The sequence below is a fragment of the uncultured Anaerococcus sp. genome (assembly GCF_963510915.1).
Lineage (GTDB): Bacteria > Bacillota > Clostridia > Tissierellales > Peptoniphilaceae > Anaerococcus.
Genome location: NZ_CAUPHG010000007.1, coordinates 1 through 16,605 on the forward strand (window position 1 = coordinate 1; position 16,605 = coordinate 16,605).

The 16,605-nt window shown below is 34.5% G+C and carries 15 protein-coding genes and 1 pseudogene; 6 read left to right on the forward strand and 10 right to left on the reverse strand.

The window, feature by feature from the left end:
- The 3 genes from RQ893_RS01310 to sdaAA all read left to right on the forward strand — a co-directional run.
- On the forward strand, positions 1-1,137 hold a 1,137-nt coding region (locus RQ893_RS01310), incomplete at its 5' end, for a dicarboxylate/amino acid:cation symporter (protein ID WP_311481258.1).
- Between the two features lie 97 nt (positions 1,138-1,234).
- A complete protein-coding gene (gene sdaAB, locus RQ893_RS01315) occupies positions 1,235-1,894 on the forward strand; it encodes an L-serine ammonia-lyase, iron-sulfur-dependent subunit beta (protein WP_311481259.1) in 660 nt (219 codons plus the stop codon).
- Between the two features lie 8 nt (positions 1,895-1,902).
- Entirely contained in the window at positions 1,903-2,793 is an 891-nt protein-coding gene (gene sdaAA / locus RQ893_RS01320) for an L-serine ammonia-lyase, iron-sulfur-dependent, subunit alpha (protein ID WP_311481260.1), read from the forward strand.
- Between the two features lie 40 nt (positions 2,794-2,833).
- On the opposite strand, the gene RQ893_RS01325 is transcribed toward sdaAA, so the two are convergent.
- Both RQ893_RS01325 and RQ893_RS01330 read right to left on the reverse strand, forming a co-directional pair.
- On the reverse strand, positions 2,834-3,655 hold the full coding sequence (locus RQ893_RS01325; RefSeq protein WP_399523297.1) for a polyphosphate kinase: 822 nt from the start codon (positions 3,653-3,655) through the stop codon (positions 2,834-2,836).
- Between the two features lie 57 nt (positions 3,656-3,712).
- Positions 3,713-3,838: pseudogene (locus tag RQ893_RS01330) on the reverse strand (hypothetical protein); the annotation flags it as partial.
- Between the two features lie 60 nt (positions 3,839-3,898).
- Here RQ893_RS01330 and RQ893_RS01335 point away from each other — a divergent pair.
- A complete protein-coding gene (locus tag RQ893_RS01335) occupies positions 3,899-4,675 on the forward strand; it encodes a Cof-type HAD-IIB family hydrolase (protein ID WP_311481261.1) in 777 nt (258 codons plus the stop codon).
- Between the two features lie 93 nt (positions 4,676-4,768).
- On the opposite strand, the gene RQ893_RS01340 is transcribed toward RQ893_RS01335, so the two are convergent.
- The 7 genes from RQ893_RS01340 to RQ893_RS01370 all read right to left on the reverse strand — a co-directional run bounded on the left by RQ893_RS01340 (position 4,769) and on the right by RQ893_RS01370 (position 12,915).
- On the reverse strand, positions 4,769-5,674 hold the full coding sequence (locus RQ893_RS01340) for an alpha/beta hydrolase (RefSeq protein WP_311481262.1): 906 nt from the start codon (positions 5,672-5,674) through the stop codon (positions 4,769-4,771).
- Between the two features lie 102 nt (positions 5,675-5,776).
- Positions 5,777-7,570 (reverse strand): PTS sugar transporter subunit IIA, encoded by a 1,794-nt coding sequence (locus RQ893_RS01345; protein WP_311481263.1) that lies wholly within the window; start codon positions 7,568-7,570, stop codon positions 5,777-5,779.
- 9 nt (positions 7,571-7,579) lie between these two features.
- A complete protein-coding gene (locus RQ893_RS01350; protein WP_311481264.1) occupies positions 7,580-10,147 on the reverse strand; it encodes a glycoside hydrolase family 38 C-terminal domain-containing protein in 2,568 nt (855 codons plus the stop codon).
- Positions 10,140-11,375, reverse strand: coding sequence for a PTS fructose transporter subunit IIC (locus RQ893_RS01355; protein WP_311481265.1), 1,236 nt, complete (start codon positions 11,373-11,375; stop codon positions 10,140-10,142). Before RQ893_RS01355 ends, RQ893_RS01350 begins: the two co-directional genes overlap by 8 nt.
- A gap of 10 nt (positions 11,376-11,385) precedes the next feature.
- Positions 11,386-11,700, reverse strand: coding sequence for a PTS fructose transporter subunit IIB (locus RQ893_RS01360; RefSeq protein ID WP_223418641.1), 315 nt, complete (start codon positions 11,698-11,700; stop codon positions 11,386-11,388).
- A gap of 1 nt (position 11,701) precedes the next feature.
- Positions 11,702-12,121 (reverse strand): PTS sugar transporter subunit IIA, encoded by a 420-nt coding sequence (locus RQ893_RS01365; protein WP_311481266.1) that lies wholly within the window; start codon positions 12,119-12,121, stop codon positions 11,702-11,704.
- A gap of 200 nt (positions 12,122-12,321) precedes the next feature.
- Positions 12,322-12,915, reverse strand: coding sequence for a sugar O-acetyltransferase (locus RQ893_RS01370; RefSeq protein ID WP_311481267.1), 594 nt, complete (start codon positions 12,913-12,915; stop codon positions 12,322-12,324).
- 85 nt (positions 12,916-13,000) lie between these two features.
- On the opposite strand from RQ893_RS01370, the gene RQ893_RS01375 reads away from it, so the two are divergent.
- Positions 13,001-14,344: an MATE family efflux transporter gene (locus RQ893_RS01375; protein ID WP_311481268.1), complete on the forward strand. Its 1,344-nt coding sequence runs from the start codon at positions 13,001-13,003 to the stop codon at positions 14,342-14,344.
- 97 nt (positions 14,345-14,441) lie between these two features.
- Positions 14,442-15,719: a nickel-dependent lactate racemase gene (gene larA / locus RQ893_RS01380; RefSeq protein WP_311481269.1), complete on the forward strand. Its 1,278-nt coding sequence runs from the start codon at positions 14,442-14,444 to the stop codon at positions 15,717-15,719.
- A gap of 170 nt (positions 15,720-15,889) precedes the next feature.
- Here larA and RQ893_RS01385 read toward each other — a convergent pair whose 3' ends face one another.
- Positions 15,890-16,549: an HAD family phosphatase gene (locus tag RQ893_RS01385; protein ID WP_311481270.1), complete on the reverse strand. Its 660-nt coding sequence runs from the start codon at positions 16,547-16,549 to the stop codon at positions 15,890-15,892.
- Positions 16,550-16,605 lie beyond the last annotated feature (56 nt).

Below are 16,605 nucleotides of genomic sequence, written 5' to 3' on the forward strand. Positions count from 1 at the left end.
GAATCAATAGTAAGAATTTTTGTGACATTTTCATCTATCTTTGGTAACTTCCTAGGATTCATAATCCCACTTATGATTTTAGCATTCGTTACTAAGGGTATAGCAGACTTAGGCGAAGGTGCTGGCAAATTACTTGGTATTACAGTAGCCATCGCTTATTGTTCAACACTTGTTGCAGGTTCTGCATCATACTTTATGTCAAGAACAATCTTCCCAAGCTTTATTAGTGATAGCCAAGTAGCAGCTATCCAAGCAGCAGACAAAATCGACCTTAAACCATACTTTAGTGTTGAGATTGCACCATTCTTTACGGTTACAAGTGGTATTATCTTCGCCTTTATGTTAGGTATTTGTATTTCATGGTTAAGAAAACAAGGTTCTGGCCAATACCTATACGGCGCAGTTGATGAATTTAACAAAATCATCACCCAAGTATTAGCAGTAGCAATAGTTCCAGTTCTTCCAATCTTTATCATGGGTAACTTCGCAAAGATGGCCTTCACAGGCTCTGTATTTGCAGTGCTTTCAATCTTCTGGAAGATATTTATCTGCATTATAGCCCTACACCTAATCTACATTACACTTATGTTTATAGTAGCAGGTTCTTATACGGGCAAAAATCCATTTGCAATGCTTAAAAACGAGCTAAGAGGTTACTTCACAGCAGTTGGTACCCAATCTTCAGCAGCTACAATTCCTGTAAACTTACAATGTGCTGAGGCAAACGGTGTATCTCAACCAATCAGAGACTTCGTAATCCCACTAGGAGCCACAGTTCATATGCCAGGTTCTATGATTACAATCACAGGTTGTGTATTTACAATCCTTACAATGTATAATATGGACCACTCTTATGGTCTAATGGTTCAACTTATTGCTATATTAGGTATAGCAATGGTAGCTGCACCAGGTGCACCAGGTGGAGCAATAATGTCAGCTCTTCCATTCCTACCAATTGTAGGAATTAGCCCAGAATCAGCTATGGCATCTCTTGCCATTTCCCTATACCTAACCCAAGACTCATTTGGAACAGCTGCAAACATATCAGGTGATACAGCCCTAGCAGTAGCAGTTGACAAATTCTACCATAAGAATATATTAGGTGACAAGGACTGGCAAGCGGATCCAGTTAAATAATAAATGTAAAATTTTGCAAATTAGGGGATGTTAACGAAATATTAATTACTAATTAATAGGGTTAGCAGTCCCCTTTATATTTTAAAAAGGAGTTATAATGGCAGTAAATTCTTCAATTTTTGACATAATGGGGCCGATTATGGTTGGGCCATCAAGTTCGCATACAGCTGGGGCCTGTCGAATTGGAAGCATAGCAAGAAAAATGGTTGATAGGAATTTTAATGAAGTAGATTTTTATCTCCATGGTTCTTTCGCAAAAACCTATAAGGGTCACGGTACTAACAGAGCCCTAGTGGGAGGAGTTTTAGGATTTGAACCAGATGATGATAGGATAATAAATTCCTTTGACTATGCGGATGAACAAGGAATCAAATACGAGTTTTTTGAAACAGATCTTGGAGATGTCCACCCAAATACAGTAAGAATTGTTTTTAAATATGCTGACAGGACACCACTTGAAGTTCAAGGCTCATCTATAGGTGGAGGAGCAATCGTAATAACCAAAATAAATGGAAATGCCATCGAATACTACGCCAACAAACCAACTCTCTTTATGGCCTATGGCGAGCAAAAGGGAGTAATTGCCAATGTATCAGGTGTGCTTTTTGAATATGGCTATAACATTCACATGATGAAAACAATAAAAGACGGTGACAACGTAATGCTAGTCTGCGAGCTAGACGAACCTTTAAAAGAAGGAATCCTTGAAAAAATCAGGGAAGGCAAAGACTTTACCTTCTTGAAATATATAGGATAGGATTTAAAATGCTTACTACAATGAAATTATTAAAGGAAAGATGTCAAAAAGAAAATCTTAACCTTTGGCAACTTGCCATAAAAGACGAAATAGAAAACACAGGTAAAAGCGAAGAAGACATATTTGCAAGACTTCAAAAAACCTTAGATGTAATGAAAGCCTCATCTGAAAGAGCCCTTACAAAAGATGTTAGAAGTGTAACAGGAATGACAGGTGGCAATGCAAAAAAAATGCATGATTATTACTTAAAAGGCGAAGCAGTATTAGGAGAAGTTGCATCAACAGCTATGGCAATGGCATTTTCAACATCAGAAGTAAATGCAGCTATGGGCAGGATAGTAGCGGCACCAACAGCTGGTTCTGCAGGAATTATCCCAGCTACCTTAATGACCATGAAACATAAATATGGTTGTGATGATAGAAGCCTATGTGAAGCTCTTTTAATAGCAACTCAAATCGGTCAGGTAATCTTTGATAACGCAACCTTTGCAGGAGCAGAAGGAGGATGCCAAGCAGAAACAGGATCGGCCGCAGCCATGGCAGCCGCTGCCGTATGTTATCTACGAGGTTATGATATAGAAATTCAAGAAAACGCCGCAACAGCAGCTCTTCTGAACATTATGGGTCTAATCTGTGACCCGATTGGAGGCATGGTAGAATTTCCATGTAACCTAAGAAACGCCAACGGTATCATGAACGCCCTAGCAAGTGCAGACATGGCAATGGCAGGCGTAGAAATGTTTGTAAGTTTTGATGAAGCTGTAGAAGCCATGAAAAGAGTAGGCGACAGCCTACCAGAAAGACTTCGTGAAACAGGAGAAGGCGGCATAGCAGTCTGCCCATCATCAATAAGGTTGAAGAAAAAATATATAGATAAACTTCCTGAAGAGGAAAATTAAAAATAGAACCAGGGTTTTCCCTGGTTCTATTTTTAATAATCTATTTTTCCAATTTTTTCAAATGGTCTTTAGCAAGTCTGATATATTCTTCCATTACCTTGATTCTTGCGTATTTCTTTTGGTTTGAGCCTACTATTACCCATGGGGCGTAGGCTAGGTTTGTTCTTTCTAGCATTTCGTCCATGGCTTCGGTGTAGGCGTCCCATTTTTTGCGGTTGCGCCAGTCTTCGTCGGTGATTTTGTATTGTTTGTCTGGGTTTCTTTGTCTATCTTTGAAGCGTTTTAGCTGTTCGTCCTCATCAATTGTTACGAAAAATTTTATTACAAGGCTTCCGTGGTCATAGATTTCCTTTTCCATGTTGGAAATTTCTCCGTAGGCCCTGTCCCATTCGTTGACTTTTGCGAAGTCTTCGACTCTTTCAACCATGACCCTGCCGTACCAAGAGCGGGAGAAGATGCTGACGTAGCCGTCTTTTGGAAGTTTGGTGTAAAATCTCCAGAGATAGTTTTTGTCTAATTCCTCCTTTGATGGGGCGGAAATGCCGTAGACTGTATAGAGCCTTGGGTCAACTTCCTTGATCAATCTCTCGATGGCACCGTCTTTGCCGGCAGCGTCCACTCCTTCAAAGACTAAGACCTGGCTGATTCCCTTTTCATAATACTTATACATCAAATCTGCCACTCCTTTTTGAAGCTTATCTTTCTTTTTTTGGTAGTCTTCTTCGGAAATTTCCTTTGAAAGGTCTAGGCTTTTGAGGATTGATTTTCCTTTAATATAGGTCCTTTCGGTGTTTTCATTTTCCTTTCTCTGTCTGATGACCCTTTCAAGGCCCTGGCTTAGCCTGTCGGTGGCGATGCCCAAGGCTTCTTTAGAGGCAGCTTTCTTATCGTTTGAGTCGATTATATCCCAAGGTGCATATGGGAAATCTGTTGCTTCTAGTAATTTTTTGAAATGTTTTTCATAGGCCTCATAGTGTTTTTTCTGGTCCTTGTCAAGGCCATCTATATAAAAATCTTTCTTGATAGAATCCTTAAGGTCCTTAATCCTACCCTTTTTTTCTCCTAATAATTATATATGATATAATTTAAGATAAGAGGTGATAGGATGAAAAATATAAAAATAATTTTTTTTGATATAGATGGGACTTTGATTCCACTAGAAGAAAGCGGGATAAGGGATAAAACTATTAGAGCTCTTAAAGCCCTAAAAGAACGTGGTATAAAAATATGTATAGCCACTGGTAGGTCACCCATACAAATACCAAAAATTGACCAGGTTGAATTTGATTGCCATCTAACTTTTAATGGGTCGCTTTGCTATAATGACAATGAAGATATTTTTTCTAATCCCCTAAATAGAGATGACATCATGACCTTTATAAAAAATGCAAGTGCTATGAATAAACCCCTGGGTCTTGCTAGCAAGGGCCAATATGTGGCAAATTTCTTAAATGATGACCTAGCCCAATATTTCTCTTTCGGCTCTACTTCACCAACCATAATTGATGATATAGAAAAATTCGCCCTAAATAAAGATGTATATCAGATGGTCATGCCAATAAGGAAGGAAGAATACTCAAGGGCTCTGCAAGATACAAAGTCACTAAAAATAACTGCTTGGTGGGATAGGGCGGTAGATGTGATTCCCTCAAATGGAGGAAAAGGCCAGTCAGTAGAAAAAATTCTAGACTATTATGGTTTTGATAAAAATGAAGCCTTAGCCTTTGGTGATGGAGACAATGATATAGAGATGTTCGAGCAGGTAAGGGGAATAGCTATGGAAAATGCTTCAGAAAAATTAAAAAATATATCTTATGACATTTGTAAAAGTGTAGATGAAGACGGTGTATATTATTATTTAAAAGATAATAATATAATCTAATAAAACCATAAGCATAAGACATATCATAAATAAATTAACAAAAAGCATTGATAAACCAAGATCTAGAAAAGCTATTATATAAAAATATAAGTTTTATATTCTTTTGAAAAAATCGCTAATTTCCTTAATAACTTGCTTGCTTTCTCTTAGGTCGGGATGGGAAATTGCAAAACTGTGACCAAGTGGGTAGGCGCTTATTTTTTTGAAATCTAGCAATTTATTTTTGGTATTTCTCTCATCTAGGAAATTCTTTAAAGTAAGAGTTTGGCTCCTTATAAAATCCTCCTCGCTACTTATAATTATAGTTGGTGGGAGGGATGATTTTTTTAATGCCCTTAGGATATTAGGGGTAAAAAATATTTGCTCATTGGACAGGTCTTTTCTTGCAGCTTCGTTAATTAAAGCAAGCGAACCACTCTTTACAAGACCAGTCATTGGAGAAATAAATCCCAAGCCAGCAAAGTCAATCTTTTTTGAAGGAATATCAAAAATTTCCTTGAAATTTTTATCTTTCATGATAGCGTAAGCAGCTAGAGTTAAAAAAGAACCAGCCGAATCAGAAGTGAAAAAAATCTTATCGGGATTTATATTCAACATATGAGCATTATCGTAAATATAAGTGCTAGCGTCAAGGACATCCTTGATTTGATCCCTTAGACTTACATCTGGCAGGAGCCTATAATTGATATTAACCACATTAAAACCAAACTTAGCCAGGTAAATACAAGTCTGTTTGCTAAGCTCCTTAGACCCATAAACAAGCCCACCGCCATGAACATTAACCACAGTAGGAAGGAGATTTCCGGAAGATTTTCCATAATAAATATCAAAATCATGGTAAAAATCACCGTCATCTTTATAAGAAAGGTCAGAAACAACTTCAACACCATCAGTAGAATAAGTAGCACACGCCAAACGGCTCTTATCCTTGTTATTTAAAATTTCAATAATATCCCTAAGACCTAAATCAGGATATAGGTCTGGATGTTTTTTTACCATAGTGCCCCCTAAAACTCTATAATTTAGTGTACCACAAATGCGTTGGAGAGCTCAAGGCTGTATTAAGTATTATTTTTAAAACTTCAAGAGATAAGGAGATGGCTACAATATATATTTAAAAAATAAGTTTAGCAAATCTTCATAATTATCAATTGCTTCTAAGTCTCCATTATTTAATACTAGATTTATTATTTTGAAAAATTCTTTCATAGAATATTTGCTATAATCATCAGCTCTAGCAGCTATTACAAAAATATATTGGACTGTGTCTACCTTCCACTTGATTGGATTTTTAAGTTTAATGAACGATAGGGAACTGTTCTTTATATATTTTTGATTGCCGTGGACTAAAGCAAATTTCTTGCCAATCTCGGTTGACTCAAGTTCTTCTCTTTTTAAAAGAGATTCAAAATAATTTTCATCAACCAGGCCTTTTTCTAAAAGTACATCTGAAATATATTTTAGAACATCATATTTGTTATCAATATCTAAATTAAAACTAGAGGTATCCTTATTTAAGATATTTATGAACTTATTCTCTATATATACATCTTTTTTCAAATCTCTTACATCAAAGCTATTATCATTGCTGATTGGTATTTTAAAATAATCTACTGCTCCTAGATCAATAGTTGAAAATACTAGATAGTCGTTAAAGTTTTGGTTTATAAACTCTCTATAGGTTAAAATTTTTTCAAAATCAATCCAGTTAAGATTTGCTTCTAAGACTGTTTTTAAATATTGGTTAAGTCCGCTTCTGAAATCTGAAACAATAACTGCTTTTTGTTTTTGGACACTGTCTTTCTCAAAACTTAGTATGTATATAACAATATAAGCAATTTCATAGAGTGGGATGTTGATATTATATAAATCGTAGAAATCCTCAGCTACATTCATAATTTCATTGAAATAAAACGCTTGTTTTTTTATGATATCATCGTAAACTGGGTTATCTATTTTTTCTCCCTTTTTTATCCTCGAAAACATTAGAAGAAGGTGTTTGCGGATTAATTCCTCTTTTTCTTTCGAATCGAATAAATAGTTATTATTAGCGTAGGAGAGATGGTCTTTGAGAAGGTTTATAAAATTATTAGCATTTATAATTATATTTTCGTCATAAATAAAATAAGAACTTAAATCTATTTTCTTAAATACTCCTATTAAGTAGTTAGCTATCTGATTTTTGTTTAACACTATGTAATGAAGCTTCATAAGGTTGAACATGCTTGTTGCATAATGCTGATAGTGTGAATCCCTAAGCTTTTCCGAATTATCCAAGTTTTTATTTATTATATAATAGATATGCGCCTTTAATAATCTGTGAATTTTCTTATCGATATTATATTTTATAGAAAAAACATAAATTATTGAATTTATCTTATCTATATCAATTTTGGCCAGTATCTTTTGAAATAGTTTGTCAAATGTTTCATCATTAGGGGACTTAATAAGTACATCTCTAAGCAAGTCATACTTATTTGAGAATTTATCTTCTATAACAATTCCTATTTTTTCTCTGATATCCAAATCTATCTTATAGGAAGCAAAAATATTTTTTATTTCGAGCAAATACTTGTTTGCAGAGTAATAAGATAGGTAGTAAGAGGACATGATAGACGATATAGTTTTTAAATTATCATTTAGTAGGTCGATAATTATTAGGTTTAGAGTCTGGTCATATTCACTATTAGTGAACATTTCAAGCTTTATACCTTCTCCATACTTTTTGTGAACTTTATATGAAATTGACTTATTTCTAAAATGTTCCTCTATCCTATCTAAGCAATTATAAATTGTTCTTCTTGACAAGTTTATTGAATCACAGATTTCATCTATGCTTATATATGATTTTTGTTTTTTTAAAAAATCTAATAAGATTTCATCGTTGTGATTCATTATTAACTCCTAGTTAAGTTTGAGATTTGCTAAGTCGCTTGCTTTAATTACATTGGTTTTTTCTAGTTCTGTCAGCTCGTCTGCCAAGAAATTGTTGTAAGTTTTACCTTTGATTTTATATTCTTCTTCCTTGTCTATATTAGGATTGTACAATCTCAACAATAGTTTGTCGCCATATTCTTCCTTTTTGAGTGTTGAGAAAATTACATTACCTTCGACTTCTAATAAGGAATAATCATTATCTAATTTTTTGTGGGCCTTAGGAATTACAAAATTATTAGTATTATCTAGGATTTCTCCGGCTTGATATGCAAAAGGTTTGTTTAGTGCGTCATGGGCAAACTTGTGCATATCATAATAGTTTTTATCACAATCTCTAATATAAAAAGTGGTTCTGATAGTTTTGCCAATCATTTCGTGACCTAATTCTTTTTTATATACACCAGATGCACGACCAGGTCTATCATTAAGATTTTCTTTTCCTAGATATGGTATTGATCTAAAAGTTGTAAGAGCTATTTTTGAATTATCTAGGATTTCGTACTCCCTAACACCATCACTTACAACTTGCACAGTCTTATCAGAATCTAAACCAGCAAAAGAAATCATTGGCTCGATTCCTCTTGGCTTTTCATCCCACTGTTCATCTTTCCAATTAGAGTATTTGTTATAATCAACTTCTCTTATTATTGTAGAAAATTGATTATCAGATAAAGAATGGTCAGAAGAAATCTTGCTTGCAACTACTAACCTATCCCTGTGCTCATGGATTTGGTTTGTAGTTTCTTGGCTTACTTCAATAAATTTCTTTCCTTTGTATAAGGTAATATCTATTTTAGAAACTAAATTAGCATTCAAAATGCCTTTTTCCCTATCTTTGAGATTAGATGGTAGGACTCTTTTGAGATTAAAAGATAATTTTTCAAAGAAAATGTTCTTTTCAACCCTAACATTATCTACAGTACCTTCGTTTATATACAAATCTTTACTTGGACTTGAATAATCGTAAGAATCTCCTTCGTCACCGCTATTTTCTAGATAAATTTCTGATATATTACTATCTCCAACAACCTTGATATGGCCGTTATCCTCTAATACTATTTTATAGAATTCATTTTCTATATAATCGCAGGAAGTTTTCTTTATTTCACATTCCTTTAACTCTTTAGATTCAATTATATCATAAGTTTGATAACCCATTGGAAGAAATGAATCGAAAATTAGAACTTCAAACTTATTTAATCTATCATAATCATTGAGATTTGAAGATTCTTCATTGTTGACACCTATTTCTTTTTGAGATTTTTTAAGGTCATCTGTAAAATCTTCCCTAGATAAGATTAGGTAGTCTATATTCTTGCCATCTCTTTTAATTTCAAAATTTTCAAAAGGCACAAGGATTTCAAACTTAATGAAGTCATCCCTCTTATTTGGAGAAAGGTTATATGCTTGGAATGAGAAATCTTTTGGCTGTATCCTATCACCAATTCTCCTACAGATTAAATCAATGAGGTTAGAAGCATAGTCATAAGCGATATCGTAGCGATTTTCTATAAATTTATTTGTAAGGTCTGAATTGCACATTCCTATTGAATCGTGGGCAGAATTATCAAGCATAAGTCTCCAAATTTTCTCGATTATTTCTGATTCATACCTTAATCCTAAATTATAAGCTAAACTCATAAGTGGCTCTAGCTTGTGAGAAATAAGTCTTTCTAGGAGGTTGTTTTTATTTTTGAGATCTGCTCTTGTTGAGAAAATAGACTTGTGAGTTCGAGAAAATTGTCCAAAGGTAAATTCACCAGAATATTCTTTCAAATTGTCTTTGTTAGCATCAAATAATTCGTCAAGAGAATCCTCTAATGAAGCAATTTTTATATCCATACCTGAAGCTTCATTTAATTTTTGAAGATTTTTTCTCACAGGTTTTTGATCCTCACCATTAAATAAGATATATGGTTCCTTATTACCAAATTTTTTAAGTTTAGAAATTAATTCATCAAAATATTCTTCATTAGCATCGTTTGGAGGATATGCCATTACGCCATAGTGATAGATGTTAAAAGATTTTATTTTATCACCACTATTAGATTTCCAGATAAACTCTCTGTCTTCAAGAAGATGATCTGCAATTCCCCTCCTGAAAACCGCATATTTTAAATTAAACTGGTTGAATAGCATTGGTAATTGGGCACTCATACCAAAGCTATCAGGAAGGTATCCGATTTTTTGATATCCACCATATTTACTAGAATCTTTTATGCCATAAAGAAGGTTTCTTAATATACTTTCTCCTGAAATTACAAGGGTATCAGTTTGAGTGTACCAAGGGCCTGTAATTAGTCTTTTTTCTTTAACAAGTTTTTTTACTAATTCTTCTTTTTCGGGACGGAATTTTAGGTAATCATCTATTATAGATGTTTGTCCATCCAGTAAAAAAGAATGAAATTCTTGATTTTCATCAAGAAAATCAAGAATTTCATCAAAAACAAATGTTGAATAAATCTCAGACCTTTGAGATGTAAAATACCATTCTCTATCCCAATGGGTATGAGCTATAACATTTACTTTATTCATAGTTTACCTCAGGTAATTTACCCTTTTTAATTTGGTTGTTTCTATATAGTATATTTATAACGGCTATAAATAGGGAACCGATTAATATACCACCGACATATTGTAGGATACCTGATACTAAAGGCCATGCCCAGATTGCTGATTCTGGGAACCATTGAACAGCTCCAGTAACAACTGCAAATAGAGATCCAATTACTGAACCGATTACGTAAAGAGGAACTGTAAATGCTGGGTTTTCAAGAGCAAATGGAATAGCACCTTCACTTATTCCCATGAATGCTAAGAAAATTGAAGTTTTACCAGCTTCTTTAAATTGTCTATCATAAACTCTTCTACCTACTATATATTTATCAAGTATTGTTGATAAGCCAAGACCAATAGAAGGAGTAACGATTGCTATAACTCTAGCTGTAATAGGCATTACTTTATCAACTGTAAATCCAGTTGCAACAAATCCTGCCGCTTTATTTACAGCGCCACCTAAGTCAAAGGCTGTAAATATAGATAGAAGTATTGAGTAAACTATTTGTCCACTTTTTCCTGCAGATTCAAGTAAGTTTTTAACTTGACCATTTAAGAATGCACCAAATGGAGTTATAACGTATAGCATTAGTATCATTGTTGTAAGTATACCAATTAATGGGATAAGGAATGTTGTTTTGAAAGCCATCCAATTGTGACTTACTTTTATTTTTTCATTTAATAACTTTATAAAGTAACCTATAATGAAAGCTATTAATAAACCACCTAAAAATCCAGAAGGTGCAGGGGTAGCTCCTTCAAAAACTCCCTCGGTTAAAACTAGTCGTTCTATTGGTTTGTTCGCAACTATACCACCCATAAAACCACATATTAATGCAGTTTTACCTCCAATTGAGTTGGTGGTGAATGCAGCGAAAATTGGAATTGCAAAACCAAATAGGGTGAATCCAAATTTTGACAATACATCAGCTAAGTTAAGCATTGTAAGAGAAGTTCCAGTAAAATCACCCGAATTCATAGCATCAACTATTGAAACTGATGGATCTATTTTTAAAAATACATAAGGAATAAGTTGTGATATAGCACCTAAAAGTCCTCCCATGATTAGAACAGGAATCATATAGGAAATACCAGTCATTAAGTGTTTTTGTACCTCGGTAAATTTTGAATTTGAGGTTTTCATGTTGCTATTAATATTTTTTGGACTGCTATTATCTGATCCGATTTTTCTTTTTGTAATTGCCATAATAATCCTCCTAGCTATTCAAGTCGTCTTCTATTTCCTGGATAATACCATCAGGATTTTTGATTGCTTCAGCCAAACTTACTTCATAAACCTCATAACCTTCAAACCTCTCCATATTTTGAGGAGTGATAGCTGTTGATAATAAAATAATATCAGCTTCTGCTAAGTCTTCAGCAGTAAGTTCATTTTGGATGCCATCAGATCCTTGGGTTTCTATTTTGCATTCATAACCTTTTTTTTCGGCTGCTTTTTGTATCGCTTCCGCAGCCATAAATGTATGAGCTAAACCCATAGTGCAAGCACATAAGCCAACAAATTTTTTCATATTATTCTCCTAATTCTTGTATTTTCCCAAATACTTCATCTTCAGATGCGTTTAGGCAAAAATCTCTAAATTCTGCATCTACAAGTTTTCTGCTGAGATTAGCAAGTAGAGAAATGTGAACATCTCCGTCTTTGCTAAATAGAGCAATAACAACCTTAACCATAGAGCCATCCCAATCAATCTCATTTTTAAGTCTTAAAAAAATTAAGGAAGTCTCCAAGACATTGCTACTTTTTGCATGGGGAATAGCAAAAGGTGGGAGCAAGGCTGTGCTCATGATCTCTTCTCTTTTAACTAATTCATCTTTAATGGACTCCTTATCAGAAATTAGACCAGTCTTAAAAGCTTGGTCAACCAAGAAATCAAAACATTCGTTCTGACTTTTGAGGTCTACATCAAAGATAGCGTTTTCACGATACATAACAATCATCTCCTTTATTAAATTATAACCAAAAATCCAAAGAAATATTCATAAATTTTTTCACAATTACTTGCACATTTTCGAATTATTAATTATTGGCTGCCTAATTAACAAAATATCGCATGGGCTTTCTTTACATTAGATTAAAAAACTGACCTCGAAGGGTCAGCTAAAATATTATATAATTTTTGTTTTTTTACTCAATCCTCAAGATACTTATCGTATTCCTCTTGCCAATAAATTTTGTCTTTTTCTGTGATTTTTCTTATTACTTTGGCGGGGTTGCCTAGGGCTATGGTCATTTCTGGGATGTCTTTGGTTACTACACTTCCTGCGCCTATTATGGAGCCTTTGCCGATTGTGACTCCTGGGAGGATGGTGACATTTCCGCCTATCCATACGTCATCTTCTAGGTTTATATCGGCTCCTTTTTCTATGCCAGTTGCTCTTATTTCTGGGTCTATGGGGTGGATGGCTGTGAATAGTCCTGTGCCGGGGCCTATTAGGACCCTGTTTCCTATTTTAATTTTTCCTAGGTCTACCATGGAGACGTTAAAGTTTATGAAGGACTTATCTCCTATATAGATGTTGTCCCCATAATCACACCTGAAAGGGGAAAGGACCGTTGATTTGCCAAAGCTTGCGAATAGTTCTTGGCAGATTTTATTTCTTTCTTCTCTGTTCGTTTCCGTATTTAATTTTAATAATTTTTCCCAGCAGGCTGTGAGTTTTTCAACTAGATAGGAATCTGTTTTGAAAAGTTTGCCGGCTTTTAGATTTTCATAGTTTTTCATGTTATCAATATACTTTTGATAAATTAAATGACAATTCGTAAAATATTAGTAAAATAATAAGGTTATAACTTATATAGGAGTCTTTATGAATAGGAAAATAGATTTATTACATGGGAATATCAGACATACGCTTTTGAAATTGTCTTTTCCTTTGGCGCTTACAGCCTTTATCCAAATCGCCTATGGATTTGTTGATACAATTTGGATTGCAAGGCTGGGTACCAAGGCTATGGCTGGTGTTGGCATAGCTGGTTTTATCTTTTGGATAGGTAATTCCCTTGTCCTTATACCTAAAGTTGGTATGGGAGTTTATTCGTCCCAGGCCTTTGGATCGCAAAATGAAAAAGAAACAGTGATGATTATTAACAATGGTTTTATCCAAGCAATTGTTATTGGTTTGTTTTTTACTACTTTTTGTTTGATTGTTAAAAATGTTTTTATAGAATTTTATGACTTGGGTCTTGAGGCGGAAATGGCTGCTAAGGATTATTTTTTTGTGGTAAGTCTTGGTATGATTTTCTTTTTTGTAGGGCCTATGTTTACCCAGTCTTTCACATCTCTTGGTGATTCCTTTACGCCTTTTGTGATTAACGCTGTAGGTCTTGCTATAAATATGGTCTTAGATCCAGTTTTGATTTTTGGTCTAGGTCCTTTTCCACACATGGGGGCAAAGGGAGCTGCTCTTGCTACTATTATAAGTCAATTTGTAGTTGTTTTGATTTACTTTTTGGTAGTTATTTCTAAGGACGGGATTATAAAATCAGCCATTTCTTATATAGACTATAGGGAAAATTGGCAGCTTGAAATTTTTAGGCTTGGTCTACCTGCGGCACTTTTGTCAGGCTTTCATGCGTCAATTTCTATGGTTTTGAATAGGTTTATGTCATCATTTGGTCCAACACCTGTGGCTGTTTGTGCTATAGGAAGTCAACTTGAATCAATTTCTTGGAATACAACTGAGGGAATCCAAGTTGGTATTCAAGCCCTTGTTGCCCAAAATTATGGGGCAGAAAACAAGCAAAGAGTTAAGGGCTCTATCAAAGAAGCTTTCAGACTCGTTGCTATTATCGGTATTATTGCGACCTTGGTTTTAATTATCTTTAGGCATAAACTTTTTGAACTTTTTACACCAGAAAGTAAAGAAGCTATTAAACTTGGATCAAATTATCTTTTTATCCTCGGTCTTTCCCAGGCCTTTATGTCGATTGAAATTGGTCTTGCAGGATGTTTTAATGGGATGAGCGATACTAAGACTCCAGCTATCTTGGGAGTGATTAACAATCTATTAAGGATTCCAATAGCCATAGTGCTGATGCCTTTTGTTGGTGTTTATGGAGTTTGGATAGCAATGAGTGGAACATCAATTATGAAAGGTATTGCAGCTATGGGACTAATTTACAGAAAAGTAAAAAAATATATGGCAGTTTAAACTCTTCTTAGGAAGGGTTTTTCATTTAAGTGAAAATGTTTGCAATATTTAAGATTTTCTTATAAAATAATATAGAGAGAAGAAAAGGAGAGTAAATATGAAACAAGTAAGATTGCCTTATGGCAAAAAGTTCGTTGAATTAGAAGTAGGCGATGATGTAGCTATACTAGAGAGCAAGGCGCATAGTTTTAAGGCGACAAAAAGCCAAGAAGACCTTGTTAGAGATGCCTTAGCCCATCCAATTGGTACAGAGAAATTATCTGACCTTGCAAAAGGCAAGAAAACTATCACAATAATTTCATCTGACCACACAAGACCAGTTCCATCTGCTATTACTATGCCAATCCTTCTTGAGGAAATTAGGTCAACAAATCCTGATGCTGAAATCACAATTCTTATAGCAACAGGTTTCCATAGACCAACTACTCATGAAGAATTAGTTGCTAAGTATGGCCAAGAAATTGTAGATAATGAAAATATAGTTGTCCACAAATCTGGCGTTGATGAAGACATGGTTGAGCTTGACAGACTTCCATCAGGCGGCAGACTTCTACTAAACAAGCACGCTGTAAATGCTGACTTATTAATAGCTGAAGGATTTATTGAACCACACTTTTTCGCAGGTTTCTCTGGTGGTAGAAAATCAGTTCTTCCAGGTATAGCAAGTGAAAAAACAGTTCTTGCCAACCACTGCTCTAAATTCATAGCAAGTGATTATTCAAGAACAGGTATCCTAAAAGAAAACCCAATCCACAAGGATATGGAATTTGCAGCAGAACAGGCAAAACTTGCCTTTATCCTAAACGTTGTAATTGACGCTGATAAGAAGATTATTAATGCCTTTGCAGGCCATAGGGTAAAAGCTCACTTTGAAGGCACTGAATTTGTAAGAGGCCTATCAACTGTTGAGGGTGTAAACGCTGATATAGCTGTAACAAGTAACGGCGGCTATCCATTAGATCAAAACGTCTACCAATCTGTAAAATCAATGACAGCAGCAGAAGCGGCAGCAGCTGACGATGGTGTAATAATTGAAGTTTCTAGATGTGATGACGGACACGGCGGAGAGAGCTTCTACAGAACATTCAAGGACGCTGCAACTCCAAAAGACGTTGAAGACAGAGTTCTTCAAATCCCAATGGAAGAAACTATTCCAGATCAATGGGAAATCCAAATCCTTGCAAGAATTCTTGTACGCCATAAAGTTATTTTTGTAACTGACCCAGAAAATAGACAATTGATTGAAGATATGCACATGACCTATGCTGAAAGTCTTGAAGAAGCACTTAGAATGGCAAAGGAAATCAAGGGTGAAGATGCGAAAATCGCATTTGTACCAGATGGTGTATCTGTAATAGTTAATAAGAAAAAATAAGACTTAGTTAATAATATAGGGTAAGAGTGATTTTAATGAAGGATTTTAGAATACTATTTATTATAAAAAGTTAAAAAAAATAAAACAAATCACTAAGAACCTTAAAACTGATTAATTCAAAATTTCCAAAAAAAGATGTTCGACCTTTAGGGGTCAAACATCTTTTTCTTTTATTTAAGTATATTTATATCTAGATCGGCTATGGATTTTAAAGTCATATCTGCTTCTTTTTCTATAAAATCCCACTCTCTTTCATTCCAAGGGAAGTCTTCAAGGCCAACTGTTATGATTCCTTCCTTCTTAGCTGCCTTTATAGCATAGAGGGCATCATCAAATAAGACACATTCAGAAGGAGCTGCTCCATGTTTTTTGATTGAATATTGCCAAAATTTTGAATCGGATTTTCTCATATCCAAAAGATCTGGTGTAGCAAAAAAATCAAAGTAATCGTAGATTTCTAGCCTTTTTAGGGCCATCTCCAAATACCTGTAAGGAGTTGATGAGGCAACTGACATGGAAAAACCCTGGTCTTTTAATTTTTTCAATATCTCAAGATTACCAGGCTTTGCAAGGAGGTAGTTTTTGTAGGCGTCGTAGATTACATCCTCAAAATACTTCCTAACCTCGTCAAAGGTCATATCTTTGGCTATCTCATCAACTATATATTGGCACATAGCCTCAATTGATAAGGCTTCAATCTTGCCTTTTTCTTCCTTGGTTAGATCATTCATTGAGAAACCGTACTTGGAAAAAAGTTTGTTTTGTGGCTCAATCCAAATTTGCATAGAATCTAGGATAGTCCCATCGACATCAAATATTAGTTTTTTCATTTTTATCCTTTCTTAGCTTTTCTATTTTTATCTTCATATATATCTTATATGATTTT

What these genes read in the sequence shown, in the direction of transcription:
- sdaAB (WP_311481259.1), top strand. Translation starts at nt 1,235, where the DNA reads ATGGCAGTAAATTCTTCAATTTTTGACATAATGGGGCCGATTATGGTT.
- sdaAA (WP_311481260.1), top strand. Translation starts at nt 1,903, where the DNA reads ATGCTTACTACAATGAAATTATTAAAGGAAAGATGTCAAAAAGAAAAT.
- RQ893_RS01335 (WP_311481261.1), top strand. Translation starts at nt 3,899, where the DNA reads ATGAAAAATATAAAAATAATTTTTTTTGATATAGATGGGACTTTGATT.
- RQ893_RS01340 (WP_311481262.1), bottom strand. Translation starts at nt 5,674, where the DNA reads ATGGTAAAAAAACATCCAGACCTATATCCTGATTTAGGTCTTAGGGAT.
- RQ893_RS01345 (WP_311481263.1), bottom strand. Translation starts at nt 7,570, where the DNA reads ATGAATCACAACGATGAAATCTTATTAGATTTTTTAAAAAAACAAAAA.
- RQ893_RS01350 (WP_311481264.1), bottom strand. Translation starts at nt 10,147, where the DNA reads ATGAATAAAGTAAATGTTATAGCTCATACCCATTGGGATAGAGAATGG.
- RQ893_RS01355 (WP_311481265.1), bottom strand. Translation starts at nt 11,375, where the DNA reads ATGGCAATTACAAAAAGAAAAATCGGATCAGATAATAGCAGTCCAAAA.
- RQ893_RS01360 (WP_223418641.1), bottom strand. Translation starts at nt 11,700, where the DNA reads ATGAAAAAATTTGTTGGCTTATGTGCTTGCACTATGGGTTTAGCTCAT.
- RQ893_RS01365 (WP_311481266.1), bottom strand. Translation starts at nt 12,121, where the DNA reads ATGTATCGTGAAAACGCTATCTTTGATGTAGACCTCAAAAGTCAGAAC.
- RQ893_RS01370 (WP_311481267.1), bottom strand. Translation starts at nt 12,915, where the DNA reads ATGAAAAACTATGAAAATCTAAAAGCCGGCAAACTTTTCAAAACAGAT.
- RQ893_RS01375 (WP_311481268.1), top strand. Translation starts at nt 13,001, where the DNA reads ATGAATAGGAAAATAGATTTATTACATGGGAATATCAGACATACGCTT.
- larA (WP_311481269.1), top strand. Translation starts at nt 14,442, where the DNA reads ATGAAACAAGTAAGATTGCCTTATGGCAAAAAGTTCGTTGAATTAGAA.
- RQ893_RS01385 (WP_311481270.1), bottom strand. Translation starts at nt 16,549, where the DNA reads ATGAAAAAACTAATATTTGATGTCGATGGGACTATCCTAGATTCTATG.